24 protein-coding genes are annotated in these 23,227 nt (G+C 62.9%); 17 read left to right on the top strand and 7 right to left on the bottom strand.

Annotated features, from left to right (window positions below; translation table 11 throughout):
- Positions 1–242 precede the first annotated feature (242 nt).
- Together ACEN2S_RS05860 and ACEN2S_RS05855 are read right to left on the bottom strand one after the other, a co-directional pair.
- A complete protein-coding gene (locus ACEN2S_RS05860) occupies positions 243–641 on the bottom strand; it encodes an RtcB family protein (protein WP_441863620.1) in 399 nt (132 codons plus the stop codon).
- Between the two features lie 518 nt (positions 642–1,159).
- Complete coding sequence (locus tag ACEN2S_RS05855) at positions 1,160–3,949, bottom strand: calcium-binding protein (RefSeq protein WP_441863617.1); 2,790 nt, start codon at positions 3,947–3,949, stop codon at positions 1,160–1,162.
- A gap of 462 nt (positions 3,950–4,411) precedes the next feature.
- On the opposite strand from ACEN2S_RS05855, the gene ACEN2S_RS05850 reads away from it, so the two are divergent.
- Genes ACEN2S_RS05850 through ACEN2S_RS05815 form a run of 8 tightly spaced genes read left to right on the top strand, consistent with a single transcriptional unit; the run spans position 4,412 to position 10,765 of the window.
- Complete coding sequence (locus ACEN2S_RS05850; RefSeq protein WP_441863614.1) at positions 4,412–5,614, top strand: CaiB/BaiF CoA transferase family protein; 1,203 nt, start codon at positions 4,412–4,414, stop codon at positions 5,612–5,614.
- 26 nt (positions 5,615–5,640) lie between these two features.
- On the top strand, positions 5,641–6,801 hold the full coding sequence (locus tag ACEN2S_RS05845; RefSeq protein ID WP_441863611.1) for an acyl-CoA dehydrogenase family protein: 1,161 nt from the start codon (positions 5,641–5,643) through the stop codon (positions 6,799–6,801).
- Positions 6,802–6,824: 23 nt separating this feature from the next.
- Complete coding sequence (locus ACEN2S_RS05840; protein ID WP_441863608.1) at positions 6,825–7,229, top strand: hypothetical protein; 405 nt, start codon at positions 6,825–6,827, stop codon at positions 7,227–7,229.
- Positions 7,230–7,232: 3 nt separating this feature from the next.
- Positions 7,233–7,667, top strand: coding sequence for a MaoC family dehydratase (locus ACEN2S_RS05835; protein ID WP_441863605.1), 435 nt, complete (start codon positions 7,233–7,235; stop codon positions 7,665–7,667).
- Entirely contained in the window at positions 7,664–8,596 is a 933-nt protein-coding gene (locus tag ACEN2S_RS05830; protein ID WP_441863602.1) for a dihydrodipicolinate synthase family protein, read from the top strand. The genes ACEN2S_RS05835 and ACEN2S_RS05830 overlap by 4 nt, the downstream gene beginning before the upstream one ends.
- Positions 8,593–9,519 carry a dihydrodipicolinate synthase family protein gene (locus ACEN2S_RS05825; protein WP_441863599.1) on the top strand — a complete coding sequence of 309 codons (927 nt, stop codon included), beginning with the start codon at positions 8,593–8,595 and terminating at the stop codon, positions 9,517–9,519. The genes ACEN2S_RS05830 and ACEN2S_RS05825 overlap by 4 nt, the downstream gene beginning before the upstream one ends.
- Before the next feature lie 20 nt (positions 9,520–9,539).
- Entirely contained in the window at positions 9,540–9,806 is a 267-nt protein-coding gene (locus ACEN2S_RS05820) for a hypothetical protein (protein WP_441863596.1), read from the top strand.
- A 26-nt stretch (positions 9,807–9,832) separates the two neighbouring features.
- A complete protein-coding gene (locus ACEN2S_RS05815; protein WP_441863594.1) occupies positions 9,833–10,765 on the top strand; it encodes a LysR family transcriptional regulator in 933 nt (310 codons plus the stop codon).
- Here ACEN2S_RS05815 and ACEN2S_RS05810 read toward each other — a convergent pair.
- The gene (locus ACEN2S_RS05810; protein ID WP_441863591.1) at positions 10,762–11,550 is read right to left on the bottom strand and encodes an HpcH/HpaI aldolase family protein; all 789 of its coding nucleotides are present in this window, start codon (positions 11,548–11,550) and stop codon (positions 10,762–10,764) included. The two genes, ACEN2S_RS05815 and ACEN2S_RS05810, sit on opposite strands and share 4 nt — an antisense overlap.
- 293 nt (positions 11,551–11,843) lie before the next feature.
- Here ACEN2S_RS05810 and ACEN2S_RS05805 point away from each other — a divergent pair, with 293 nt between their 5' ends.
- The 4 genes from ACEN2S_RS05805 to hydA are packed head-to-tail and all read left to right on the top strand — an operon-like array spanning position 11,844 to position 16,095.
- Complete coding sequence (locus ACEN2S_RS05805; RefSeq protein WP_441863589.1) at positions 11,844–12,338, top strand: TRAP transporter small permease; 495 nt, start codon at positions 11,844–11,846, stop codon at positions 12,336–12,338.
- Positions 12,335–13,615: a TRAP transporter large permease gene (locus tag ACEN2S_RS05800; RefSeq protein ID WP_441863586.1), complete on the top strand. Its 1,281-nt coding sequence runs from the start codon at positions 12,335–12,337 to the stop codon at positions 13,613–13,615. Before ACEN2S_RS05805 ends, ACEN2S_RS05800 begins: the two co-directional genes overlap by 4 nt.
- Before the next feature lie 54 nt (positions 13,616–13,669).
- Complete coding sequence (locus ACEN2S_RS05795) at positions 13,670–14,632, top strand: TRAP transporter substrate-binding protein (RefSeq protein WP_441863583.1); 963 nt, start codon at positions 13,670–13,672, stop codon at positions 14,630–14,632.
- Positions 14,633–14,688: 56 nt separating this feature from the next.
- Positions 14,689–16,095: a dihydropyrimidinase gene (hydA, locus tag ACEN2S_RS05790; protein WP_441863581.1), complete on the top strand. Its 1,407-nt coding sequence runs from the start codon at positions 14,689–14,691 to the stop codon at positions 16,093–16,095.
- A gap of 83 nt (positions 16,096–16,178) precedes the next feature.
- On the opposite strand, the gene ACEN2S_RS05785 is transcribed toward hydA, so the two are convergent.
- The 4 genes from ACEN2S_RS05785 to ACEN2S_RS05770 all read right to left on the bottom strand — a co-directional run bounded on the left by ACEN2S_RS05785 (position 16,179) and on the right by ACEN2S_RS05770 (position 18,882).
- The gene (locus tag ACEN2S_RS05785; RefSeq protein ID WP_441863578.1) at positions 16,179–16,856 is read right to left on the bottom strand and encodes a GntR family transcriptional regulator; all 678 of its coding nucleotides are present in this window, start codon (positions 16,854–16,856) and stop codon (positions 16,179–16,181) included.
- Complete coding sequence (locus tag ACEN2S_RS05780; protein WP_441863575.1) at positions 16,853–17,314, bottom strand: MaoC family dehydratase; 462 nt, start codon at positions 17,312–17,314, stop codon at positions 16,853–16,855. Before ACEN2S_RS05780 ends, ACEN2S_RS05785 begins: the two co-directional genes overlap by 4 nt.
- Positions 17,311–18,453, bottom strand: a complete 1,143-nt coding sequence (locus tag ACEN2S_RS05775) for an acyl-CoA dehydrogenase family protein (protein WP_441863572.1) — start codon at positions 18,451–18,453, stop codon at positions 17,311–17,313. The genes ACEN2S_RS05780 and ACEN2S_RS05775 overlap by 4 nt, the downstream gene beginning before the upstream one ends.
- Positions 18,454–18,516: 63 nt before the next feature.
- On the bottom strand, positions 18,517–18,882 hold the full coding sequence (locus tag ACEN2S_RS05770; protein WP_441863569.1) for a tautomerase family protein: 366 nt from the start codon (positions 18,880–18,882) through the stop codon (positions 18,517–18,519).
- 131 nt (positions 18,883–19,013) lie between these two features.
- Here ACEN2S_RS05770 and dapA point away from each other — a divergent pair, with 131 nt between their 5' ends.
- Genes dapA through ACEN2S_RS05745 form a run of 5 tightly spaced genes read left to right on the top strand, consistent with a single transcriptional unit; the run spans position 19,014 to position 23,226 of the window.
- A complete protein-coding gene (dapA, locus tag ACEN2S_RS05765; RefSeq protein WP_441863566.1) occupies positions 19,014–19,904 on the top strand; it encodes a 4-hydroxy-tetrahydrodipicolinate synthase in 891 nt (296 codons plus the stop codon).
- A 38-nt stretch (positions 19,905–19,942) separates the two neighbouring features.
- Entirely contained in the window at positions 19,943–20,935 is a 993-nt protein-coding gene (locus tag ACEN2S_RS05760; protein WP_441863563.1) for a TRAP transporter substrate-binding protein, read from the top strand.
- A 60-nt stretch (positions 20,936–20,995) separates the two neighbouring features.
- Positions 20,996–21,514, top strand: coding sequence for a TRAP transporter small permease (locus tag ACEN2S_RS05755; protein WP_441863560.1), 519 nt, complete (start codon positions 20,996–20,998; stop codon positions 21,512–21,514).
- Positions 21,514–22,800 carry a TRAP transporter large permease gene (locus ACEN2S_RS05750; RefSeq protein WP_441863557.1) on the top strand — a complete coding sequence of 429 codons (1,287 nt, stop codon included), beginning with the start codon at positions 21,514–21,516 and terminating at the stop codon, positions 22,798–22,800. The genes ACEN2S_RS05755 and ACEN2S_RS05750 overlap by 1 nt, the downstream gene beginning before the upstream one ends.
- Before the next feature lie 15 nt (positions 22,801–22,815).
- Entirely contained in the window at positions 22,816–23,226 is a 411-nt protein-coding gene (locus tag ACEN2S_RS05745) for a DUF3830 family protein (RefSeq protein ID WP_441863555.1), read from the top strand.
- Position 23,227: the final 1 nt, after the last annotated feature.

Below are 23,227 nucleotides of genomic sequence, written 5' to 3'. Positions count from 1 at the left end.
CATGAAACCTGATGTCGGGCGCCGCCGTCGCCGCCACAAGCATCTGTGCCGGTGTCGTTGATCCCATGCGGCACCGGTGCCCGCAGCACGAGAATTTGCGCCCCGCCCCATGCGGCGCAAAGCCAAGCGCATGGCCTGCGCCGTGCCCCTTCACCATCTGATCCGGCTCTGCCACGTTCAGCGGGATCAGGGTCAGACCCGTTGCATCCTCGGCATAGCCGCCTCAGGCGGGCGTTGCCCCCTTACCGTGACAAAAACAGGTCACCCCGGCGAAGGGTGAAATTCGGCCCGTTCCGGTGGCTGTCCCATGGCCTGGCGCGCAGCTGTTCCACCACCGCCTGATTCCGAGCGTTGTGGTGCGCCTTGGTCCAGCTGCGACTGATCTGCAGCGCGGCCCCATAATTCTGCCCTTCTTCGGTGTCCGCGGGGATCCTAGCGTTTTGCCGCCGCGTCTCGGGAGTGCGCGCCTCACGGACCTGTTCCGCCACCGCCCTCGCTTCCTTGCAGAGCAGCCGGCCCAAGCCGCGCGACCCGTGATGCGTCACCATCGCCACCCGCCCGGTAGCACGCGAGCGGCCGATGAACAGACAGTGGTTGCCGTCGCCCTGCGCGCCCATTTGCGTCTGTGCGGCATGCGGCACTCTGTTCCCGCAGAGAAACGGGTTCTGGACCGCAAAACCGGTTCCAAACCTCGACGCGCTCGACCGCTATCTGCGCTTTGCGCAAGCCCCGCGACGGTCTGGCCGGGAAATCTGCGCGATCTTCAGGCCCCGGCGCGCCGGATGTCTGTGCTGGCCGGATACGGGCGCGTCACTGTGACCATGGTCGAGGCTGAGATCGCAAGACTGTGCGCCGTGGGACGCCGCTGCGCAGGATGATGATGCGGTTCTTTTGGCGGAAATATCTCAACCGCTTTGGCCTGGATTGGACGACGGTTGCCGGTTGAAAGAAGGGCGCCGCCGGTGGCAGGCCCTTGTGTTGCTGAGGGCGGGGGAGGGCGGTCGCGCCGCGGCCCCCCCTGTCTGCAGGACAGCCTCTCCTTGCGCGGCACATGACCCGACCACGGGGACCCGCACCAAACCGCCGCCAGACCCGTTGCCTCAATGCCCCAAAGGCACGGTTTGTGCCGCAGGTGGCGCGGGCCCCATGCCCGGGGAGCTCAAAACAGGAAGTCGCCTGCCGTCAGCGCGTCCAATGATACGCCTTGCAGCAGAATGCTGAGGGGGAGGTCGTTCTTGGCCTCATTCCCGGGGGCCGTTGTGACCTCGATCTGGACGTCGTCACCAACCTGCGAGATGCGGAGGCCACGGTACGCAGGCCCGGCTGTGCCAAAATCGCCGATCCGGGAATAGGTCAGATCTCCCCAGGTCATCGCGAGGAACCCGGCGTTGCCCGTCAGGCCTGAAAAATCCAGTTGGTCCACGCCGGGGGTGAAGTCGGTCACCACGGTTTGGGCCTCGGCGCTGCTGAAGACGAAGACATCGGCGGCCCCGCCCCCGGTCAGCACATTCTGTCCGCCTTCGGCATAGAGCACATCCAGCCCGGCCCCCCCGTCCAGCGTGTCGGCACCACTGCCGCCCCGCAGCGTGTCGCGACCCTCGCCGCCCAGCAGCAGATCGTTGCCAGAGCCACCGATGAGGCTGTCGCGCCCGGCACCGCCGATCAGCGTGTCATTGCCACTGTCGCCCGTCAGCGTGTCGTTGAAATGGTGGCCCTGAAGCCAGTCGTTGCCCGTGCCGCCGGTGAAGGTACTGTCCATCAACCCGCCGATGATCGTGTCATTGCCCGCACCGCCGTCAATCGTCGCCGTGCGCAATGACCCGTAGAAATCCTGCGCCGGGCGCGACAAGCCCAGCTGATAGGTGCATTCGAAATAGTCGTCGCCGTCATTGCCCGAGGCGACGAAGTAGAATTTGGAAAAGTAGACGATATCATCTCCCGTGCTGCCGATCACGTTGCGTGTCGACGAAGCTCCGGTCAGGACCACCACCTCGATCCCTTCGAAATGGCCAGAGATTGTCGGGTCGCGCCGATAGTTATTGGTGCCGAAATCGCCTGTCTGCAGGTCGACAAAAGTGTCTTGCAGCACCAGAACATCAATCCCGCCGCCGCCGTCAAACGAGGCGCCGCTGACAATCAAGGTGCCGCCGACAATCGTGTCATTCCCCTCCCCCGCGCGCACCACTCTGGCGTGGGTGATCAGGTCATCGCCATCGCCCCCGGCTGCGTAAGTGTTCATGACGTCGCCGCGCAAAGTGTCATTGCCGCTCCCCCCGTCGAGGATGGCCGTGTAGCCGCCCCCAACGTAGGGGTGATAATCATTGTGGCGCGCGACGAGCAGGTCATTCCCCGTATGGCCGTAGAGGTGATTTAAACCGACACCGCCGAACAACTGGTCGTCGCCGGCCCCACCAGAAAGGGTGTCATCCCCGTCGCCGCCCTGCAGCAGGTCGTCGCCCGCGCCGCCGATCATGACGTCGTTGCCAGCCCCGCCCCAAAGGGAGTCGTTCCCGCCCGCCCCGACGAGGCTGTCATCCCCGGCCTGGCCGTAGAACACATTGTCTTCCGCGCCGCCGGTGATGGTGTCATTGCCGCCACGCCCCTCGACAAACCAGACCGAGGCGGAAGCGGTAAAGGCGTCGGCGCCACTGCTCAGCACCCGGACCGGCAGGGCCAGATCGACAACGAAGGTCTGAACAGCAATATCCGTGCCCAAGTTGGAATTGTTGACGGATCCCCCGCTCAACATATCGTAGTTCATTGCCAGAGAGATTGTACCATCGGTATTCTCCGACAGCGCCCAACGGGAGGGGCGCAGCCCCTCCGGGGCCATCTGTATTTCGTCCGTCAGGGTGGTTCCGTCTGCCGACACCAAGCGCCCCTGAACGGTGTGATTTTCTTGGTTATACCAAGTGACAAGAATGGCGCCGCTCTGAAGCAGCAGGATCTGAGGATTGCTCTCCCACTCCCTGACGGTGGTGTCCAGCGACACCATGGGTTGCAATGCCACCCCGTCTGCCGAAAACCGCCCCGCCACGATGCGCGTATTGCTCGTGCTTTCGGGCACGTGCGTCACCCAGGCAATAAACAAAGAACCATCCGCCAGCAGCACCATGTCTGGGGAGTTGCCAGGCCCAAGATTGACGACGCGCTGAGAGACACCGCCCATATCGTTTTGAAACAACAAGACGTTGCTGTAGGATGAGTTTCCCCAAACGCGGGTCAGCGTATCGGCGTCGGTCTGAATTGCCGGCGGGGCCTCATAGGGAACTCGGTCAGGAAAGACGCTTGTTCCGATGCTGACATCAAACGAGGTTTCTACGCGGACATTCCCGCCCAGGGGCTGGCCTGTGGCGTCAAAGCGCTGTTGATACAGATCGGCGTTCTGAAATCTGAAATCCGCGCTTTGCCATGTGACCACATAGCCGCCGTCATCCAGCGCCGTGATCCGGTGATCATGTTGGTCGGCGTAGACCAGCCCGGTGTTGACCAGAACCTCGCCGCCGACAGGGTTGCCGTCGGCGTCGTAAACCTGCTGATACACCCCGCGCTGTCGGGCACGGTTGAAATCAGAAGAGCTGGAAAAACTGCTGGACGGCTGAAAATCGTCCTGCCCGAAAGATTCCCACACCACCACAAACCCGCCATTCGCCAGCGCGATAGACGTCGCCTGCGTCTGCGCGGCCTCTGCTGTGCTGTTGACCCGGAACGGCTCTCCCAGCGGCTGTCCCCGATCGTCGAGCAGACAGCCAAAAATGTCACTTCCGTCCGCCTCGACAACGATCTCTCGCCAGGTGATCAGAAACCGTCCATCCGACAGCGCTGTTTGTCTGACTTCGGTTCTGTTCGAAAAGGGGGAATCGAGGGGAAATACCACGGGCGATACGGGCATGATGATCGGAGCTGGCAATCGAAAGCCTCTGAAACCAAAGAAAAAATAAAAGCGCATCGAAAGCCCGTGCCGGATTTTCTGGCGGCACCTGCTCCGGGCAAACACAGCCTGCACCTGAGACGAGGCCCGGCGCAAGCCCCGCTCAACGCGCGCGTCTGCCGAAACCGAAAAGCGTCCTTCACGCCCCTCGCGCCGCGTCGGCCCTCTCCCCTGAGGTCAGCTGACAGGCGGCGTCACCTGCCGGACGCGCCGTCATGGCATGCGGGCCGCGGATGTCACCGCCAGACTTGATATCGCTGCGGCAGCCTCAGGCCGTGACAGCGCCAAGGCTTTGCGCGGGCGCCGCCAGTTCCGCAACCTGCCCTGGTTTCTTCACCCCGTTCGTGGCCCGCGGGGCGATACAGCAGATCAGAGTATTCGCATAACCAATTCTATACCGCAGGATTAGCATAGTTTCCTATATTCACAGTGCGATGACCTTGACCTAGCCTTGCCCGACTGACAGCAGAAAGGCACCAAATGGGCGCGTTGGACGGTATCCGGGTTTTAAGCTTCAACCACTTTCTGTCGGGACCCGCTGCGGCGCAGCATCTCGGGGACATCGGCGCGGATGTGATTGCGGTCGAGCCGCTTACCGGGGCCTTTCAGCGCAATTGGGCGGTGGGCAACCGCTTTGTCGAGGATATCTCGGTCAATCATGTGACCACCGGGCGCAACAAACGCTCGATCGCGGTGGATCTGAAATCCGAAGCCGGGCTGGCAACGGTGCGCCGGTTGATCGCCACCGCCGATGTGGTGATGGAGAATTTCCGGCCGGGCACGCTGGAGAAGCTGGGCCTCTCCGAGGCCGAGATGCGCAAGATCAACCCCGGCGTCATCTATGCGGCAACCACGGGCTATGGTGCCGACGGGCCCTTTGCCAAGCGCCCCGGTCAGGACATCTTGCTGCAGGCGATGACCGGGATGGCGGCGCATACGGGCAGTATGGAAGGCGGTCCGGTCGCCGTGGGCTCGGTGCCGATTGACCACCATGCCGCGGCCCTGACCGTGGCGGGGATTGTGGCGGCGCTCTTTGAGCGCGAACGCACGGGTGTGGCGCGCCGGGTGGAGGTGAACATGCTGCAGGCGGCGATGGACCTGCAGGGGGAATCGATCACCGCCTGGATGAACGGTGCCGAACATGCCGGTCCGCGGGGCGCCGAGGGCATGGCCAATTGGTTCAGCCCCGGCCCCTATGGGGTCTATGCGACCCGCGATGGGCATGTGATGATTTCGATGTCCACCCCGGCAGATCTGAGCCGTGCGCTGGACCTGCCGGAACTGGCCGATTTCACCGCAACCGACGGATTTGAGCGCCGGGGTGAAATCTCGCGCAAGGTGGCGCAGGGGATGGCGGCTCTGAGCACGGAGGCGGCATTGCTTGCCCTGTCGGCCGCCGGGATCTGGCACGAGAAAATCGAAGATTACGATGGATTGCGCACCAATCCGCAGGTGCAGCATCTGGCGGCATTTACCACGGTTGCGACCCCGGCAGGCACGCCGCTGGTCATGCTGACGCATCCGGTGCGCTATGACGGTGCCAGCCCCGGCGTGCGGCGTTTGCCGCCCGCGCTTGGCGGCCAAAGCCGCGAGATTTTGCGCGAAGCGGGCCTGTCAGAGGCCGAAATTGAGGCGCTGATCGCCCAAGGGGCGGTTGCCGAAACCGACAGAATGCGCGGCTGATCCGGGCCGCAACAGGAGAGATCATTGTGGATTTTTCACAGTCAGACGACATACGCATGATCACCGATGCGGTGGGGCGCTTTGTCCGGGACAAAGTACAGCCCCTGGAAATGGAGACCGAAGAGGCGGCGCAGATCCCGCCTGCGAAATTGGCCACGGTCAAGGCCGAGGCGCAGGCGCTGGGCTTTTATGCGATGAACATGTCGGCCGCGTCCGGCGGTGCCGGACTTGGCGTCATGGACATGTGTCTGGTCGAAGAGCAGTTGGGCCAGACCTCGGATGCGTTGATCCGGCGGATTTTCGGTCAGGTTTACCCGATGCTGGATCACCTTACCGGGGATCTGCGTGAAACCTATCTCTATCCCACCGTCCGGGGGGAAAAGATCTGTGCGATGGCAATCACCGAACCCGGCGCGGGTTCAGATGCGGCGGCGATCAAGACCCATGCGCATCTGGACGGCGACAGCTGGGTGTTGAACGGCACCAAGCATTTCATCTCCGATGGCGATATCGCGGATTACGTGATCGTCATGGCGGTGACGGATGCCGAAAAGCGCGCGCGTGGCGGGATCACCTTGTTGCTCGTTGACAAGAATACACCGGGTTTCAACGTGGTGCGCAATCAAAAGATGATGGGCCATCGCGGCTATGGTCACGCCGAGCTGACCTTCGACGATGTGCGCATCCCCCGGGACAATGTCCTGGGCGCGGTGGGCGATGGCTTTCGGGTGATGATGGCCAATGTGGGCGGCATCCGTCTGGGCCATATCGGCGCGCGGGCGGTGGGCATGGCCGGGCGGGTGCTGGAGATGATGCGGCAGCACGCGGCCACGCGCCAGCAATTTGGCCAGCCGATTGGCGACTTCCAGATGGTGCAGCAAATGGTCGCCGACAGCGCGATTGACATCTTCGCGACACGGATGATGGTCCTGAACACCGCTTGGGAAGTCGATCAGGGCTTGGACCCGCGCGACAAGGTGTCGATGGTCAAGGTGCATGCGTCCGAAATGCTGGGGCGCGTCGCGGATCGCGGCATCCAGATGTTCGGCGGCTACGGCTTCACCAAGGAACTGCCGCTGGAGCGCATCTACCGCGATGCCCGCGTCACCCGCATTTACGATGGCACCTCTGAAGTCCACCGGATGTTGATCGCCCGCTCGGTCATCAAACGGGGCCTCACCCTCTGATCCCCCCGGCACGAGAGCTATTCATGACACAGGCATCCCCCACCGTTGGCCAATCGGCCAGCTTTCGCAAAACCCTGAGCGTGGCCGATCAGGGGTTCTTCACCGGCATATCCGGCAATCTCGGCGCGCTCTACGTGGACCGCACGCGGGCGGTGGCGCAGGGCTTTTCCACTTCCCTTGCCTTTGAGCTGGTGGCGGGGGCGCTGTTCACCACCGGGCTGGCGCAGATCGGCGGTGCGGGCCATTGCATCGCGCAGATCGGTTTTGTTTTCGCCCGCCCGGTGCTCCTTGGGGAAACGCTGGCCGCCACCGTGCGGGTGACCGGGTTCACGGATGAGGGTGACGTCCTGTGCGCGCTCCTCGGTCAGGTCGGCACGGAAAGCGTGATGACCGGCGAGGCGCGGTTGCGCCCGGTCAACGGGGGCTAGGCGATGTATGAGCTGACACCGATTGATGCGCTCTCCGTGGGCGACCGTGTTTCGGTCTCAAAGACCGTGACCGAGGCGGATGGCGCCATGTATATCGCCGCCACCGGCGATTTTGGCCCCGTGCATGTGGATGATGACTATGCCGCCGGGACACGCTTTGGTGCGCGGCTGGCGCCGGGCATCCTTGTCGCGGGAATTTGCACTTCGGTGCTGACCTCGGATCTGGTGGGAACGCTGGGGGTCTCCATCCGCGACAGCTTTTGGTTCACCGGGGCGGTGCGCTACGGGGACACCATCCGCTTTGACATCTGGATTGCCGCCATCGACGCGGAAAACCGCACGGTGGACTGGCAGGCCAGTGCCACGAATGAAGAGGGGGTGCAGGTGTTAAAAGCCGATGCCACGTTGAAATTTCCGCGCAAAAAGGTGACTGCATGACGCTGACCGGCAAAGATCTTCACGGCGTGACCGTGGCCACTGTGCTGCCCTTTGACGAGACCGGCGCAATTGACTGGGACGGATATGCGGCGGTGCTGGAGCATTGCGCGCGCCCGCAGACCACCGATTGCGTTTTCGTCAATGGCCATGCGGGCGAGGCCACCGCGCTCAGCGACACCGAACGCTTTGAGGTGATCCGCCGCACGCGCGATCATATCGGCGCGGGGCGGCCGTTGCTGGCGGGGATCATCCCGACGGGCCTGCCCGACGCTTTGCGGCAGGCCGAAACCGCCCGCCAGGCGGGTGCCGATGTGGCGGTGATCTTTCCCGCCGAGGCGCTGGGCGGGGGCAATACCACTACGAAGGCCGCGGTCCATCTGTTTGAACGCCTCGCGCGGGAAGTCGGGATGCCGCTCTCGCATTTCCAGTTCCCGATTGCCTCCGGTTTCGGGCTGTCGACGGAGGTGCTGAGCGAAGTGGTGCAAATCCCCGAGGTGATCGCGGTCAAGGAAGGCAGCGCCACGCTGTTGGCCTATGATGAAAACCGGCGGGCGATTGCCAGATCTGCGCCCGACACCGCGTTGCTGCCCTCGAATTTCCATTGGTTCTTTGCGCAGGTGGCGCTGGGGGGCGACGGGATCCTGTCGGGCCTGACCAGCCTTGTGCCGGAGTTGATTGCCGAATTGTGGCAGGCATCGCAGGCGATGGATCTGGCCCGGATGCGCGCGGCCAATGACCGCCTCTATCCGGTGGTCCGCGCGGTTTACGGACCCGCGCCGGTGATCGACATGCACACCCGCATGAAAGATGGCCTGCAGATGATGGGGGTGATCAAGAACGCCGCCCCGCGCCTGCCGCTGTTGCCACAAACCGATGCCCTCCGCGCGACGCTGCGCGCGGCATTGCAGACGGCCGGGGTGCTGGCATGAGCGCGCCCGCTGACCACGGCGGCCTTTTCGCCGCGACGATCTGCCCGATGACGGAGGACGGCGCGCTGGACCTTTCCAGCCTTGAACGACATTTCAGCGCAGTGCTGGCCGACCCTTTGCAAGACGGGCTGTTGCTGAATGGTCATGCGGGGGAGGGCGTCTTTCTGGGGCGTGCCGAGCAAAGCGACGTGGTCGCGGCCGCCCGGGCGCTGGCGCCCGGCAAGCGGATCATTGCGGCGGTGAGTGCCGAGGCCAGCCATGCGGCCTGTCTCGATGCGGTGGCGGCGCTGCGGGCCGGTGCCGATGCCATCATGGTCTTTGCGCCGTTTTCCTGGGCGCTGGGCGCAGATCCGCGTGCGATCGAAGCCCATCACCGGGCGATTGCCAGCGCCACCGGCGCCCCGATCTATCTGTTTCAGGGTGCGGTGGGTGCGGGCCGCACGGCCTATGGTGAAGAGGTTCTGCAGCGTCTGCTGGCGATTGAGGCTGTCGTTGGCATCAAGGAGGGCAGCTGGGAAACCCGTGCTTATGACCTGACGCGCAGGATCGCCCGCGCTGCGCGCCCGGATGTGGCGGTGATGGCCTCGGGGGATGAGCATCTGTTCCCCTGCTACATGTTGGGCAGCGATGGCAGCGCCGTCAGCCTGTCGGCGCTGATCCCGCATCTGATCTCGGCGCTGGATGGCGCGGTGCGGCAGGGCGATATCGCGCAGGCCCGGGCGATCCATGGCGTGATCTTTGACCTTGCGCGGCTGATCTATGCCGCCCCGGGACATCTGGCCGCCGCGCGGATCAAGGCCTGCCTCGCGGCCTTGGGCCGGATCGCGAGCCCTGCCTGCCGGGCGCCCACCCCCGGCATTTCTGCCGCCGAAAGCGCCCGCCTGATGGCGGCCCTGCGCCCCTGTCTGGACTTTGGAACATGAGCCAACAGCATCAAACGCACATGGTTTTCGTCGATATCGACCCCGAGCATGTGGCGGCATTTGATCACTGGTATGAGCATCAGCACCTGCCCGACATTCTGGCCTGTCCCGGCTGGATCGATGCGCGCCGGGAAATCTGCCTTGAAGGGGGGGCGCGCTTCGTGGCGATTTACACGATCACCGGACCCGAAGCCTATGAAACGCCCGAATTCAACGCTATCAAAGGATTTGGACCCTTCAGCGACAAGGTGCGCAACTTTCACCGGGTGCGGATGACCAAAAGCTGAGGGGGCTTTGACGGCGGGGCGGACCAATGCTTAATCTTCGACAGCTCGAAATTCTCCGTGCGGTGGTGCAGTTTCGCACGACGGTCGGCGCGGCGGAACGGCTGGGCATGTCGCAGCCCTCGATCTCCAACACCATTCGTCACACGGAAACGGTGCTTGGCTTCGCGCTCTTTGAGCGGGTGAACAACCGTCTGACACCGACCGAAGAGGCGATGATCCTGCTGGAGCAGGCGGAGCCTTTGTTCTTGCTGCGCGATGCGGTGAACCAGCGGGCGACCGATCTGCAAAAGGGCCAGATCGGCCGCGTTCGGGTGGCAGCCACGGCGGAAATCAGTGAATCCGTCCTGCCGGGGGTGATTGCGGATTACGCGCGCAAATATCCCCGGGTTCAGGTCTCGCTCGAGACCCGGCCGTTGGACAGCGTGCTGCAGATCGTTGAAAATGGTGTGGCGGATGTGGGCTTCATCATGGCCGCTTACGAGCGGCAGGCGCTGCAATATCAGCTGATCCGGCCTTTGCGGCTGGTGTGCCTGTGCGCGCAGGACGATCCGATGGCGCAGATGGATGTGATCCTGCCGCGGGATCTGGTGCGGCGGCCTTTGGTGGGGCCGCAGGTGGCCAACCGCATTGGCCTCGTGATGGCCGAAAGCTTTCGGGCCAATGGGTTGGACTACCGCCCCAACATCGAAACCCGTTTCATGAATGCCGCCGCGCGGATCGTACGGGAAGGCTGGGGCGTGGCCTTGGTGGATGAGCTGACGGCCTATGACGCATTGCGGCCGGGGTTGGTGATCCGCCCCTATGGTCCCGACCTGACGTTCGATTTGTCCGCGGCCCTGCTGAAGTCCAAAGACCCCTCGCGCCAGACACAGCGGTTCATCGCGGATTTCGGCCGGCGCGTGAGCCAGCGTCTGGCGGAGATGGCCGGGCAAGCGGCGGCGTCAGACAGCGCGCCCTAAGCCAGCCGGGCGCGCGCGGCGGTCAGCTGTGCCTGGCCGGCCTCGTGGATCAGATTGGTGTCATTGGTCAGGACGATCAGATCGGCCCCCAGATCTTTGCCGTGGCTGCGCCACAGGGCAGGGGGCAGGCCCATGATGCCAAAGCGGCAGCCCTGCGCCCGCGCCGCCTGTGCAATCACCCTGAACGCGTCCAGCACGGCGGGATGCTCCGGCTGCCCGCGCAACCCGAGGCCGTCGGCCAGATCATTGGTGCCGATGATCAAGCCGCTGATCCCCGCCGTGGCGGCAATGCCGGTGACCGCGGACAGGCCCGCGGCGCTTTCGATCATCGCAAACAGCTGCACTTCCGTCTCTGCGGCGGCACAGAGTTCGGCCGCTGCGGCCAGCCGGTAGTCCGCCAGCGGCAGGGGGCCGGGCAGCGCCCGTTGCCCGATGGGCGCGAAACGGCATTGCGCGGCGATGTGGCGGGCGTCTTCCACACTGTCCACATGGGGGATGATGACCCCGGTCGCGCCGCAATCGAGCACGCGCGCCAGATCGGGTGAACGCGGCCCGGTGACGCGGCCATAGACCGGCATGTGCAGGGCCCGGCCCACCGCTGCCATCTGCCCCAATTGGTCCAGACCCAGCGGGCCGTGCTCCATATCCACCACGGCGAAATCAAAGCCCGCGCCGCGCGCCAGCAGAATGGATTCGGCGCGGCCCAAAATGCAAAACGCCAATCCCAGCTGCGGATCTTGTGACGGGAGGGTGGCGTTTTCTGCCTGCACGGAATTTGGTCTCATGCTCATTTTTTGCCCGATCTGTGTTCGTCGGCCTGATGGCCTGCGTCAAATCTAACCGAGCATTCGCGGGAATATCTGGAAAAACCGGCCGTTAAATAGTTGGCCCTGATTAATTTATAGTCGCTGGCCTTCTGCATTGTGACGGAGCGGATAACGTGAAGGCAGCGATAGGTTGCTGGTCGGACTCACGCGAGATCCCTGAAAAAAGGAATGACGTCATGGCGGATCGCCGGACTGGTCACATTCGTAACGTATTGTTTGGTAGAGAATTTTTTCAAAAGTTCGGGCGCGTGATGACGCGGGCTTTGCGGCTTTTGCGCCGCTGTGTCGATGTGCTGGCCCTGTCCGCGCTGGCCTATATGGCCTGTGCCATCCTGTTCCAAATTCTGGGACGGTACCTGTTCAATTACTCCATCGCCTGGAGCGAAGAGACCGCAACTTTCGCGCAGATCTGGCTGACCCTTCTGGGGGCGGGGATCGCCATGCGGCACAACCAGCATGTCGGCGTGAATTTCCTGATCCAGAAGGCACCGGTGGCCGTGCAGCGCCTGTTTGGCAGCCTCAGCCTGATCTTGGGCATGTGGTTTCTGGGCGTGGTTGCGGTGGCCTCCACCGCGATGGTGGCCATCGGGTTCATGGTGAAATCGCCCGCGCTGCAAATGCCGATGGCGGTGCCCTACATGGCTTTGCCGGTGGGCTTTGGCTACTTCCTGCTGGAATTCGCGCTGGCCAGCGTGCCAAAGGTTTTGCGGCCGCGGGGCGCGGTGTCCGGGGGGACGGGTCTATGATCGTCGCGGTCACCGGATTTTTGGTCCTGCTGTTTTCGGGCACACCGATTGTTCTGGCGCTTGGTATTGCCGCGCTTCTGGCGATTGAACTGACCACGACCGTCCCTTTGTCGATCGTCGCGCAGCGCGTCTATGGCGGCATCAACTCCTTCACACTGATGGCCATTCCTTTCTTCGTGGCGGCGGGCCTGTTGATGGAAGCGGGCGGCATCGCGCGCCGTTTCGTGACCCTGGCGGGCGCGCTGGTGGGCTGGATCACCGGCAGCCTCTATCTGGTGGCGATTGTCACCGGCACCGGTCTGGCCGCGATCTCGGGCTCTGGTTCGGCCGATACGGCGGCCATTGCGGCCGTGATGACGCCAGAGATGCGCAAACGCGGCTATGATATTGACCTGGCGGCGGCGGTGATTGCGGCCTCTGGCGCGCTCGCCTCGATCATCCCCCCCTCGATCGTGTTGATCGTGATCGCGGTAACCGCCAACCAATCCATCGGCGCGATGTTTCTGGGCGGCGTGATCCCGGGGTTGATCGTCGTGGCGGGCCTGCTGTTGGGCTGCTGGCTCTATGCCAAGCGCCACGGCGCCGCCTACCGCGATACCGAAGCCTTCACGCTGGGGCGGTTGCTGCTTGGGTTTTGGGATGCGCTGCCCGGCATGGCCGTTCCGGCAATCATCATTGGCGGCATTGTCGGCGGCGTCTTCACGGCGACCGAGGCGGCCTGCGTCGCGCTGTTCACCACGCTCGTCGTGACGATGGTGATCTACCGTGAGCTGAAGCCCCGCGATCTGCCCCGGATCTTCATGCGCGCGATCAGCCTGTCAGCCACCGTGCTGATCATCATCTCGACGGCCAGCGTTTTCACCTGGATCATCGCAACCCAGGGCTTTCCGCAGATGCTGCGGGACTGGCTGACCGGGCTGACCGACAGCCGAGTGGTGTTCTTGCTGATCGTCAACCTGCTGTTGCTGGTGGTGGGCATGTTCATGGAGAGCATTTCCGCCGTGCTGATCCTGCTGCCGATCCTTTTGCCGATTGCGCAGAGCTTTGGCATCCACCCGGCCCAATTCGGCATCATCACCGCGCTGAACCTGTCGATCGGGCTGATCACCCCGCCCTATGGAATTTGCCTCTATGTCGCCGCCTCGGTGGCAGAGCGGCGGATCGAGCAAGTCTCCCGAAAGGTCTTGCTGCCCTTCGTCTGCATGCTGGCGGCCCTGCTGCTTGTGACTTTCGTCCCCGCCATCTCGCTGTGGCTGCCCTCGGTGCTGATCCCCTGAGGGCGGGGCTGCCTTTCCCGCGTTCTCCCCACCCAAAAAATGAAAGAAACGACCATGTCCAACAGAACCCTGATTGCCCTGACCGCCGCCGCAACGCTTCTGGCGCTGCCGGTATATGCCGCCGATTACACGCTGCGCGTCGCGCACACCAATGCCGCCAACGAGGTGCAAGATGTCGGCCTGCAGAAAATGCGCGCGCTGCTGGAGGCCAAGACCAATGGCGCGGCCACCCTTGAAATCTTCCCCGGCGGCCAGCTGGGCGACGAACAGCAGCTGATCGAAGGCGTGATGCTCGGCTCGCTCGATATGGCGATGACCTCGAACGCGATGCTGTCCAACTATGTCGATTCATTCAAGGTTTTTGACCTGCCTTTCCTCTTCCCCTCGGTTTCCGGTCTGGGTGAGAAAGTGGATGCGCATATGGATCTGATGGAGGCGGATGCCAATGCCAAGAACCTGCAACTGATCGCGGTATTCTCCTCGGGGATGCGGCATTTGATGACCTCGAAGCCGGTGAACAGCATGGAGGATCTGGCGGGGATGAAAATCCGCACCATGCAAAACCCGGTGCATGTCGAGGCCTTCCGGGCCTATGGCGCCAATCCGACTCCGATGTCCTATTCCGAGCTTTACGGCGCGCTGCAGGCAGGGGTGGTTGACGGCGCGGAGGGGGCCTCGACCGGCTATGAGGGGATGAAGTTTTACGAAGTGGCGCCGGATTTCGCGCCGATCGGCTGGCTGAACATGACCGCGCCCGTTTCGATGCAGAAATCCGCCTTTGACGCCTTGCCGGCAGAGATCCAGACCGCGTTGATGGATGCGGGCCGCGAGGCGGCGCAGTGGCAACGCGGCTATGTCGAAGAGCAGGAAACGCCGCTGATCAAATCTTTTGAAGCGCAGGGTGTGACGGTTACCTATCCGGATCTGGCGCCCTTCGTGGCCGCGTCCAAGCCGCTCTATGAGAGCGCGCTGACCACCGACGGGCAAAAAGCCCTGTTCAAGGCGATGACGGAATAATTCCCGGCGGCGCTGGGCCTGCCCGCGCCGCCCATTTCTTGACCATGAGGGGCACGATGCTGGACACCGCCATTCGCAACGCAGAAATTGTCACCGCGGGCGACCGCTTCCGGGCCGAAATCGGCATCCGGGACGGCCGGATTGTTGCGGTTGCCGAAGATGTCGGCGCTGCACGCACCGAGATTGATGCCGCCGGGCTGTTGGCCCTGCCCGGCGGGATCGACGCTCATGTGCATCTGGAGCAATATCAGGGCGGCGGCGTGGTGATGGCCGATGGCTTTGAAAGCGGCACCCGCTCGGCGGCGGCAGGGGGGACCACGACGGTGATGCCCTTTGCCCTGCAGCAAAAGGGGCAATCGCTGCGCGCGGCCGTTGCGGCCTATCACGCGGCGGCGGACGGGAAATGCTATGTGGATACCTCGTTTCATCTGATCATCACCGACCCGACGCCGCAGGTGATGGGACAAGAGCTGCCCGCGTTGGTGAAGGACGGCTATACCTCATTCAAGGTGTTCATGACCTATGATGACATGGTCCTGAATGATGCGCAGCTGTTGGAGGTTTTTGATCTGGCGCGGCGCGAAAAGGCGATGGTGATGGTGCATGCCGAGGGCTATGACGCCATCCGCTACATGACCCGGCGCCTCGAAGAGGCGGGGCAGACCGCCCCCTATTTTCATGCCAAAAGCCGCCCGCAAAGCGTGGAGAGGGAGGCGACTCACCGGGCGATCTCGCATGCGGAGCTGACCGATGTGCCGATCACGATTGTGCATGTCTCCGGGCGCGAGCCGATGGAACAGATCCAATGGGCCAAGCGGCGCGGCATGAACATCTGGGCCGAAACCTGCCCGCAGTATATCGCGCTTGAGGCCGATGACCTGAAGGGTCTGAACATGGATTTTGAAGGGGCGAAATATGTCTGCTCGCCCCCGCCGCGTGACCGCGACAGCCAGGAGGCGATATGGGAAGGGCTGCGCGATGGCACCTTTGACATATTCTCCTCGGACCATTGCCCGTTCCGGTTCGACGACCCCAAGGGCAAGGACGTGGCGGGGGCCCGCACGGCCTTTCGCTGGGTGCCCAATGGCATTCCGGGCATCGAGACGCGGCTGCCGATCCTGTTTTCCGAAGGCGTCTCGAAAAGCCGGATCTCGGCCGAGCGGTTCGTGGCGCTGACCGCGACCAATCCGGCACGGCTCTTCGGGCTCTATCCGCGCAAAGGGACGATTGCGGTGGGCGCGGATGCCGACATCACCCTGTGGGATCCCGCGCGTGAGGTGACGCTGTCGCAAAGCCTGCTGCACCACGATTGTGACTATACCCCCTATGAGGGGATGCAGGTGACCGGCTGGCCGGTGCGCACCATCCTGCGCGGGCAGACCGTCTGGGATGGGCAGAAGGTGACGGGCGCGATGGGGGCGGGGCTCTATCTCGACCGTGGCACCAGTCAGGCCTTCCGGTAAGTGAGGCCGGGCCGCAGCCGGGGCGGCGGCCCGCACCCTGTTGTGCCGGTGCCGCCGGTGGCGGCGGTGGGCAGGCGGGGGCCTCAACCCGGCAGCCGCGCCACCAGATCTTCCATCATCGCGGCATTTTGCATCCGCAAAATGGCCTCGGCGCCCGCCACGTCCTGGCGGCGCATCGCCTCCAGCAGCAGTTTCATTTCCTGCGCCATGATCCGCCGCCGCCCGCTGCCGTAGCCATAGCTGCGGCGAAAGGCAAAAATCGTGTCCCAACCGCGCAAGAACACCCGCAGCGCCTCTTTGTTGCCGCCAAATTCTACCAGCCGCGCATTGAACCGGCGGTTGATCTCAAGCGCGGCATCATCCGCGCCGCTGGTGATCTTGTCGTGATACTCGGCGGCCAGCGTCTCCAGCTCGTCGATCCGCGCCAGCGTCAGCGTTGCCATGCCCCGCCGCATGGCGAAAATGCGCAATTCGGTGTTCAGCTCATAGAGATCGGTCACGTAGGAGCGGTCGAGCTGACGCACGGTGGCGCCGCGGTTCGGCTCAATCTCGACCAGCCCTTCCCCCTCGAGTTTGCGCAATGCCTCGCGCAGCGGCATGGTCGAAAAGCCCAGCCGTTGTGCCAGTTCCGCGGTCTTCAACCGGTCGCCGGGCCGCAACCTGCCGGATAAAATATCCTCTCGGATCAAGCGGGTGACCTGATCAACCGAGTTTTCATCGGCAGGGGCTGCGGGGCTGGCAATCGGGGAATCATGCGTCATGCGCTGACCATTCCTTGCGGTGCGATCTGAATCAAGGAGATATGCGCGCCGGTGATTGCCACCCGGCCATCGTCAAACATGAGGCTGACCTTTTCGGTGATGATGCCCGCCGGACGCGATCCGCTTTTGCGCTTGGCGGTGAAGGTCATTTCCACATGCAGGCGGTCGCCCGCCACCATCGGCTGCAGGAACCGCACATCATTCCAGCCGAGGGAGGCAATCGAGCTTGCGTCATAAAGGTGCAGCTGCGTCTTCAGCCCCTCCATCAGCGCGAGCCCATAGAGGCCATGCGCAATGATGCCCGAAAAACCCGCCGTGCGGGCATAGGCCTCATCGGTGTGCAAGGGGTGATGGTCCCGTGTCAGGCGGCAGAAATCGGCAATGTCCTGTGACGTGATCTGATGGGCCGCGGTCGTGTAGCTGTGACCGATGTCGACATCTTCATAATACAGGCTCATGCATAGGCCTTTTGCATCTGGCGCGCGATGATGATGCGCTGGATCTGATTGGTGCCTTCGTAGATCTGGCTCAGCCGTACGTCGCGGAACAGCCGTTCAATGCGGAATTCGCGTGAATAGCCATTGCCGCCGTGGATCTGCAAGGCGTTGGAAATATGGCCCTGCGCCATGTCGGTGGTGAACAGCTTGGCCTGCGCCGCCTCCAGCGCGATGGGCTGCCCCGCATCATAGAGCCGTGCCGCATGATGGATCAGCAGGCGCGCGGCGGCAATGTCCTTGGCCATATCCGCGATCATGAACTGCACGGCCTGAAACTCAAAGATCGGTTTGCCGAACTGGGTCCGGTCATGGGCGTAGGCGATGGCATCCTCCATCGCCGCCTGCGTCATCCCGAGGGCCATGGAAGACATCATCAGGCGTGAGAAGTTGAAATTCTCCATCGCCATCTTGAAGGCGCCATGTTCCGGCCCGACTCGGTTGCTTACCGGCACGCGCACCTCGTCAAAGCTGATCATGCATTCCGCAAGCCCGTGCATCCCCAGCAGTTCTTCGGATTTGCCGCGCACGACGCCTGGCCGGTTGGTTTCCACCAGAATGCAGGAAATGCCGCGATGACCGGCGGCGGGATCGGTCTTGGCAAAGACCATGATCACATCGGCAATCTGCCCGAAGGTCACCCAGGCCTTGGTGCCCTTCAGGATATAATCCTCGCCGTCCCGGCGCGCGGTGGTGGTCATGCTGGCCACATCCGATCCGAAATTGGGTTCGGTTACGGCAGTGGCCGGAATCACACTGCCGTCCAGAATGCCGGGAATCAGGGCCTGCTGCGCCGCTGTGCCATGGTGGTGCAGGAACAGCGCGGCCTCGACCGGGATCGCATAGGCATTGCCGACCGCGCCCGAGCCTTTGGCGATCTCTTCCATCACGATGCAGGCGGCCATCGCATCCATCCCGCTGCCGCCCGCCTCCTCGGGCAGCGCGACGCCAAAAAGACCCTGTGCGGCCAGGGCCGTATAGACCGCCCGTGGGAATTCGTCCCGCCGGTCGATCTCTGCGGCGGCGGGGGCGACGAGGTCGCGGCCGAGCCGGAGCGCCGTGTCGCGCACCATGCGATGCTCTTCCGAGTATAGTTGATCCAATTTAGTGTCCAATTCTGTAAATTTGATCTTTGTGAAGCTTGTAGCCACCGCGCAGGTGATCGGTCAAGTCGCGGCGACACCCGCGTGGAATGCATCGCTTTGCTGCGTGTCGAAAAAATACAGGACGACGGATTTCGCATCGACGCCATAGGCATCGGACACCGCATCCGTGATGTCCGATGCTGCGCGTTCCTTCAGATTTTGGGCGCGCGGAAAGGCATGTACTTTTATAAAGATGCGGAACTTTTCGGCATTTTCGCCATGTTTTCCAGCATGTCCGTAGGAATAGTTGGGGGCCGAGAAATAATAGCAGGTGACGATTTCCGGCTTGATTCCATAGGCCCGGCACAGAGCATGGGTCATGCGTTCTGTCGCAACTTCCCGTATTTGCTGGGCCGACGCGGGATCAATGACTTCGATGAAGGGCATGGCTCTCTCCTGATGATCTGGCGCGGTTCACGCCGAGGGGTGATGTGTTTTTCTTGACTCAAGGAATGATCTAATGAAACCTGAATGCAATAATATTTGATCACAACTAAAATCGCTAAGCAGGGACCTCAATGACCTTCAAAGGCAGCTATACGGTTTGCGTCACCCCCTTCGATGCGCAGGGTCAGCTCGATCTGACGGCGCTGCGCCGCTATGTGGACTGGCAGATCGCCGAGGGGGTGGATGGGCTGATCCCCTTGGGCAGCACCGGCGAATTTTTGTCGCTGACCCGGGATGAGCGCAGCGCCGTGGCGCAAACGGTGATCGAGGCCGCGGCGGGCAGGGTGCCCGTCTTGATCGGCACCGCCGCCGAATGGACAGCGGAGGCCGTCGCGCTGAGCCGAGAGGCCGAGGCGCTGGGTGCCGATGGGGTGATGGTGGTCCCGCCCTATTACTCCTCGCCCACCGATGAGGAAGTGGTGGTGCATTTCACCAGGATCGCCGAGGCGATCGGCATTCCGGTGATGCTCTACAACAACCCGTTCACCGCCAATATCGATCTGACGGCGCCCTTGGTGGCGCGGTTGTCGCGCGTTGAGAACATCGCCTACATCAAGGACACGTCGAAGAACGTGCATCGGGTGACCGAACTGCTGGATCAGTGTCAGGGACGCATGACGGTGTTTGCCGGCTATTACCCCTGGGAAAGCTATCTGGCGGGGGCCGAGGGCTACAGCTCGGTCATGTCCAATATTGCGCCGGCACTCTCGGCGCAGATGTTCGCCCGAACGGTGGACGGCTCCGGCGAGGGGCGGGCGATCTATCTCAGGTCTCTGCCGCTCATCAATGCGCTGGCGGGCGATCTCTATGTCTCGGCGACCAAGGCGGCGATGGCGATGATCGGTCAGCCGATGGGCGACCCGCGTCCGCCGCGCCTGCCCTTGCCGCAGGATCGCAAGGCCGAGCTGCGCCAGATTTTGGCGACACTCGGGATTCCCGCCGGAATGCCGACCGGTGCCTGACGGCGCCATTCTTTTCCCCTCAATCCAAGGAAGACCACATGATTCTGAAACATTTCATCGTCTCCTCCCTGATGGGCGCCACTGCGCTTGGCACGGCGGGCGGTTTTGCCACTGCGCAGGCCGATACCATCACCCTCAAGGCCAGCCACAACGCCAATGCGGATGAGCCTTATGGACTTGGCCTGCGCAAAATGGCGGAAATTCTCGATGCCAGCTCGAACGGCGCCGCCCGGATCGAGGTCTATGACAACGCCCAGCTGGGCGATGAAATGGAGAGCATTCAGGGCACGCAAATGGGCAGTGTCGACATCGCGGTGACCGCGAATGAGACGCTGGCGAATTTCGTGCCGGATCTGACCGTGTTCTCCTTGCCCTTCCTCTTCCAGGATGCCGAGCAGATGGACCGGGCGCTGAGCGATCCGGCCGTGGTGGCGGCGATGCAGGCCGCGCTGGAGGACAAAGGCTTTCACCTTTTGTCGGTCTTTTCGGCCGGTACGCGGCATGTGATGACAAAAACGCCGATCACCAAGATGGAAGATATGGCAGGGCTGAAGATCCGCACGATGCAGAACCCCGCGCATGTCGACACGTTCAAGGCCTTTGGCGCGAACCCGACGCCGCTGGCCTATACCGAGCTTTACGGTGCGCTGGAAACCAATGTTGTGGACGGGGCCGAAGCCGCCAACACCAATTTCTACGCCAAGAAATTTTACGAGGTGGCCCCCGATTGGGCGATGATCGGCTGGCTCGAACTGGTGGCGCCGGTGATCATGGGCAAAGCCGCCTATGATGCCCTGCCGCCGGAAACGCAGGCCGAACTGGACGCCGCCGGGCTTGAGGCAGGCAAATTCCAGCGCAAGACCTACCGCGACAGCGATCTTGCCCGCCTGTCGGACATCAAGGCCTCGGGCGTCACCGTGACCACGCCCGATGTCGCGCCGTTCCGTGCCGTTGCCGCTGACATTCAGGCCAAATACGTCGAGACCGATGCGCAAAAGCAGATCTTCTCGCTGATCGAAGCCGTGAAATAAACGCAACCGCTTCATGACCGGCGGCGCCCAGATCGCCGGTCATCCCGATTGGATGATGCCATGCGCGCGATTTATCTGCTTGAAAGAGCCTGTCTTCGAATGCGGCAGCTGGCCTCGGCCGCCGCGATTTTACTGTTCATCATCATGATGACTGCGGTGCTGGTGCAGGTGGCCGGGCGCTATCTTTTCAATTTCTCGATCGCGCAGGCCGCTGAAATTGCCACCTATGCCCAGATCTGGCTGGTGATGCTGGGGGCCGGGGTCGCTCTGGCGCGCGGCCAGCATGTGGCGATTGACCTGCTGCCCGCGATGCTGCCGCGCCCGATGCAGCGGGGGGCCCTGCTGGCGATTGTGGCGGTGTCGGCGGCCTTCTTGCTGGTGCTGGGATATGGCAGCCTGCCCTTGCTGCGGATGGGGGCGTTTCAGCTTTCGGCGACGCTGCGCATTCCCATGCAATACATCTATCTCTGCCTGCCGATCAGTGCGTTTTACATGCTGTGCGAACTGGCATTGTCGCTGGTGCAGCGCTGGCCCGACCCGTTTCCCCCGATCACATTGGATGAAGAGGAGGCTCTGTGATGCTGGTCATTGGCTGTGCATTTCTGGCGCTTTTGGCCTGCGGCGTGCCGGTGGTGTTCGTTCTGGGCGCTTCGGCGGTCTTGGCGCTGGTCACCACCACCGACGTTCCGGTGGGTATCGTCAGCCAGCGGGTCTTCGCGGGGCTGAATTCCTTTACGCTGATGGCCATTCCGTTCTTCGTTTTCGCCGGGGTCATCATGGATGCGGGCGGCATCTCGCGGCGGATTGTCGACTTTGCCTCAGCGTTGATCGGCTGGGTGGTGGGAAGCCTGCTGCAGGTGGCCTGTGTCGCCGCTGCCGGACTCGCGGCGATTTCGGGATCTGGTTCGGCCGATACGGCGGCGATCTCGGCAATCATGCAGCCGCAACTGCGGCGCAAAGGCTATGACGTCGATTTTGGCGCTGCGGTGATTGCCTGCGCCGGGTCAATGGCGCAGATCATTCCGCCCAGCCTGACGATGGTGGTGATCGCGGTGATTTCCAATGTCTCGATCGGGGCCTTGTTCCTGTCGGGGATCGTGCCGGGGCTGATGTGCATCGTGATGCTGATGGTCATCTCCTATGTCCACGCCCGCAAAGGCGGCGAGGCTTACCGGACGCGCCAGCCCTTCACCCTGCGGCGGTTGGGCCAGACGGGTTTTGCGGCCTTGCCCGCTGCCGGGATGCCGGTGCTGATCCTCGGGGGTATTCTGGGCGGGGTGTTCACCCCAACCGAAGCCGCCGCCGTCTCGGGTTTTTATGGCGCGCTCGTCGGGGCGTTCATCTACCGCGATCTCAAGCTTGCCAGCCTGCCGGGCCTGATTTTGCGCACGGTTTCGCTGTCCTCTGCGGTCATGCTGATCATTGGCACAGCCTCGGTGTTTTCCTGGCTGATCGCGAATGCCAATGTGCCGCAAATGCTGGGAGCATGGCTGAGCGAGGTCTCCTCAAGCCCGTTGGTATTCCTGCTGATCACCAATGTGATTTTGCTCGTGGTCGGGATGTTCCTCGAAACCATCGCCGCGATCCTGATCCTCGTCCCGGTCATGTTGCCGATCGCCTTGCAGCTCGGCATCAACCCCGTTCATTTCTCACTGCTGGTGGTGGTGAATTGCGCGATTGGCACCGTGACGCCGCCCTATGGCGTCTCGTTGTTCGTGGCGGCCAGCGTGGCGGGCCGCCCGGTGATGACCGTGGCGCGCAAACTGATTTGGCCCCTGCTGGGCCTGTTCGTCATGCTGGTGATCGTCACCTTTGTTCCGGATCTGTCGCTGTTTCTGCCCCGCATCGTCGGGCTGATCAACTAACCTTGGAAGGTACCTATGACTGACTTGAAAATTACCATCGCGGGCATTGTCTTTGACGCGAAATTCGAAGAGGCGGCGCCGAAAACCGTTGCGGCCTTCCGCGCGCAACTGCCCTACCGCAGTCAGGTCGTGCATGTGCGCTGGAGCGGCGAGGGGGTCTGGATTCCGCTCGGCGATACCGAATTTGGCGTCGGCTACGAAAACCACACCAGCCATCCGGCGCCGGGGCATTTCCTGCTGTATCCGGGAGGGATCAGCGAAACGGAAATCTTGCTGGCCTATAGCGGTGTCAGTTTTTCCTCCAAGATGGGGCAGTTGGCGGGCAACCATTTCATCACCATCACATCCAATCTGGATCGGTTGATGGAGATCGGCACCAAGGTGCTGTGGAGCGGCGCGCAAGACATCTTGTTTGAAAGCGCCTGAG

This window comes from Phaeovulum sp. W22_SRMD_FR3, from assembly GCF_052113705.1.
GTDB lineage: Bacteria > Pseudomonadota > Alphaproteobacteria > Rhodobacterales > Rhodobacteraceae > JBGQOG01.
The sequence above is the reverse complement of the archived record's forward strand: the minus strand, read 5'-3'. Positions and strand labels throughout refer to the sequence as shown.

Bases quoted from the DNA above. Each gene is read 5' to 3' on its own strand.
- ACEN2S_RS05840 (WP_441863608.1), top strand. From the start codon at position 6,825: ATGACACAGGCATCCCCCACCGTTGGCCAATCGGCCAGCTTTCGCAAA.
- ACEN2S_RS05850 (WP_441863614.1), top strand. From the start codon at position 4,412: ATGGGCGCGTTGGACGGTATCCGGGTTTTAAGCTTCAACCACTTTCTG.
- ACEN2S_RS05770 (WP_441863569.1), bottom strand. From the start codon at position 18,882: ATGCCCTTCATCGAAGTCATTGATCCCGCGTCGGCCCAGCAAATACGG.
- ACEN2S_RS05815 (WP_441863594.1), top strand. From the start codon at position 9,833: ATGCTTAATCTTCGACAGCTCGAAATTCTCCGTGCGGTGGTGCAGTTT.
- ACEN2S_RS05825 (WP_441863599.1), top strand. From the start codon at position 8,593: ATGAGCGCGCCCGCTGACCACGGCGGCCTTTTCGCCGCGACGATCTGC.
- ACEN2S_RS05800 (WP_441863586.1), top strand. From the start codon at position 12,335: ATGATCGTCGCGGTCACCGGATTTTTGGTCCTGCTGTTTTCGGGCACA.
- ACEN2S_RS05810 (WP_441863591.1), bottom strand. From the start codon at position 11,550: ATGAGACCAAATTCCGTGCAGGCAGAAAACGCCACCCTCCCGTCACAA.
- ACEN2S_RS05745 (WP_441863555.1), top strand. From the start codon at position 22,816: ATGACTGACTTGAAAATTACCATCGCGGGCATTGTCTTTGACGCGAAA.
- ACEN2S_RS05835 (WP_441863605.1), top strand. From the start codon at position 7,233: ATGTATGAGCTGACACCGATTGATGCGCTCTCCGTGGGCGACCGTGTT.
- ACEN2S_RS05830 (WP_441863602.1), top strand. From the start codon at position 7,664: ATGACGCTGACCGGCAAAGATCTTCACGGCGTGACCGTGGCCACTGTG.
- ACEN2S_RS05805 (WP_441863589.1), top strand. From the start codon at position 11,844: ATGACGCGGGCTTTGCGGCTTTTGCGCCGCTGTGTCGATGTGCTGGCC.
- dapA (WP_441863566.1), top strand. From the start codon at position 19,014: ATGACCTTCAAAGGCAGCTATACGGTTTGCGTCACCCCCTTCGATGCG.
- ACEN2S_RS05755 (WP_441863560.1), top strand. From the start codon at position 20,996: ATGCGCGCGATTTATCTGCTTGAAAGAGCCTGTCTTCGAATGCGGCAG.
- ACEN2S_RS05855 (WP_441863617.1), bottom strand. From the start codon at position 3,949: ATGCGCTTTTATTTTTTCTTTGGTTTCAGAGGCTTTCGATTGCCAGCT.
- ACEN2S_RS05795 (WP_441863583.1), top strand. From the start codon at position 13,670: ATGTCCAACAGAACCCTGATTGCCCTGACCGCCGCCGCAACGCTTCTG.
- ACEN2S_RS05820 (WP_441863596.1), top strand. From the start codon at position 9,540: ATGGTTTTCGTCGATATCGACCCCGAGCATGTGGCGGCATTTGATCAC.
- ACEN2S_RS05780 (WP_441863575.1), bottom strand. From the start codon at position 17,314: ATGAGCCTGTATTATGAAGATGTCGACATCGGTCACAGCTACACGACC.
- ACEN2S_RS05750 (WP_441863557.1), top strand. From the start codon at position 21,514: ATGCTGGTCATTGGCTGTGCATTTCTGGCGCTTTTGGCCTGCGGCGTG.
- ACEN2S_RS05785 (WP_441863578.1), bottom strand. From the start codon at position 16,856: ATGACGCATGATTCCCCGATTGCCAGCCCCGCAGCCCCTGCCGATGAA.
- ACEN2S_RS05760 (WP_441863563.1), top strand. From the start codon at position 19,943: ATGATTCTGAAACATTTCATCGTCTCCTCCCTGATGGGCGCCACTGCG.
- hydA (WP_441863581.1), top strand. From the start codon at position 14,689: ATGCTGGACACCGCCATTCGCAACGCAGAAATTGTCACCGCGGGCGAC.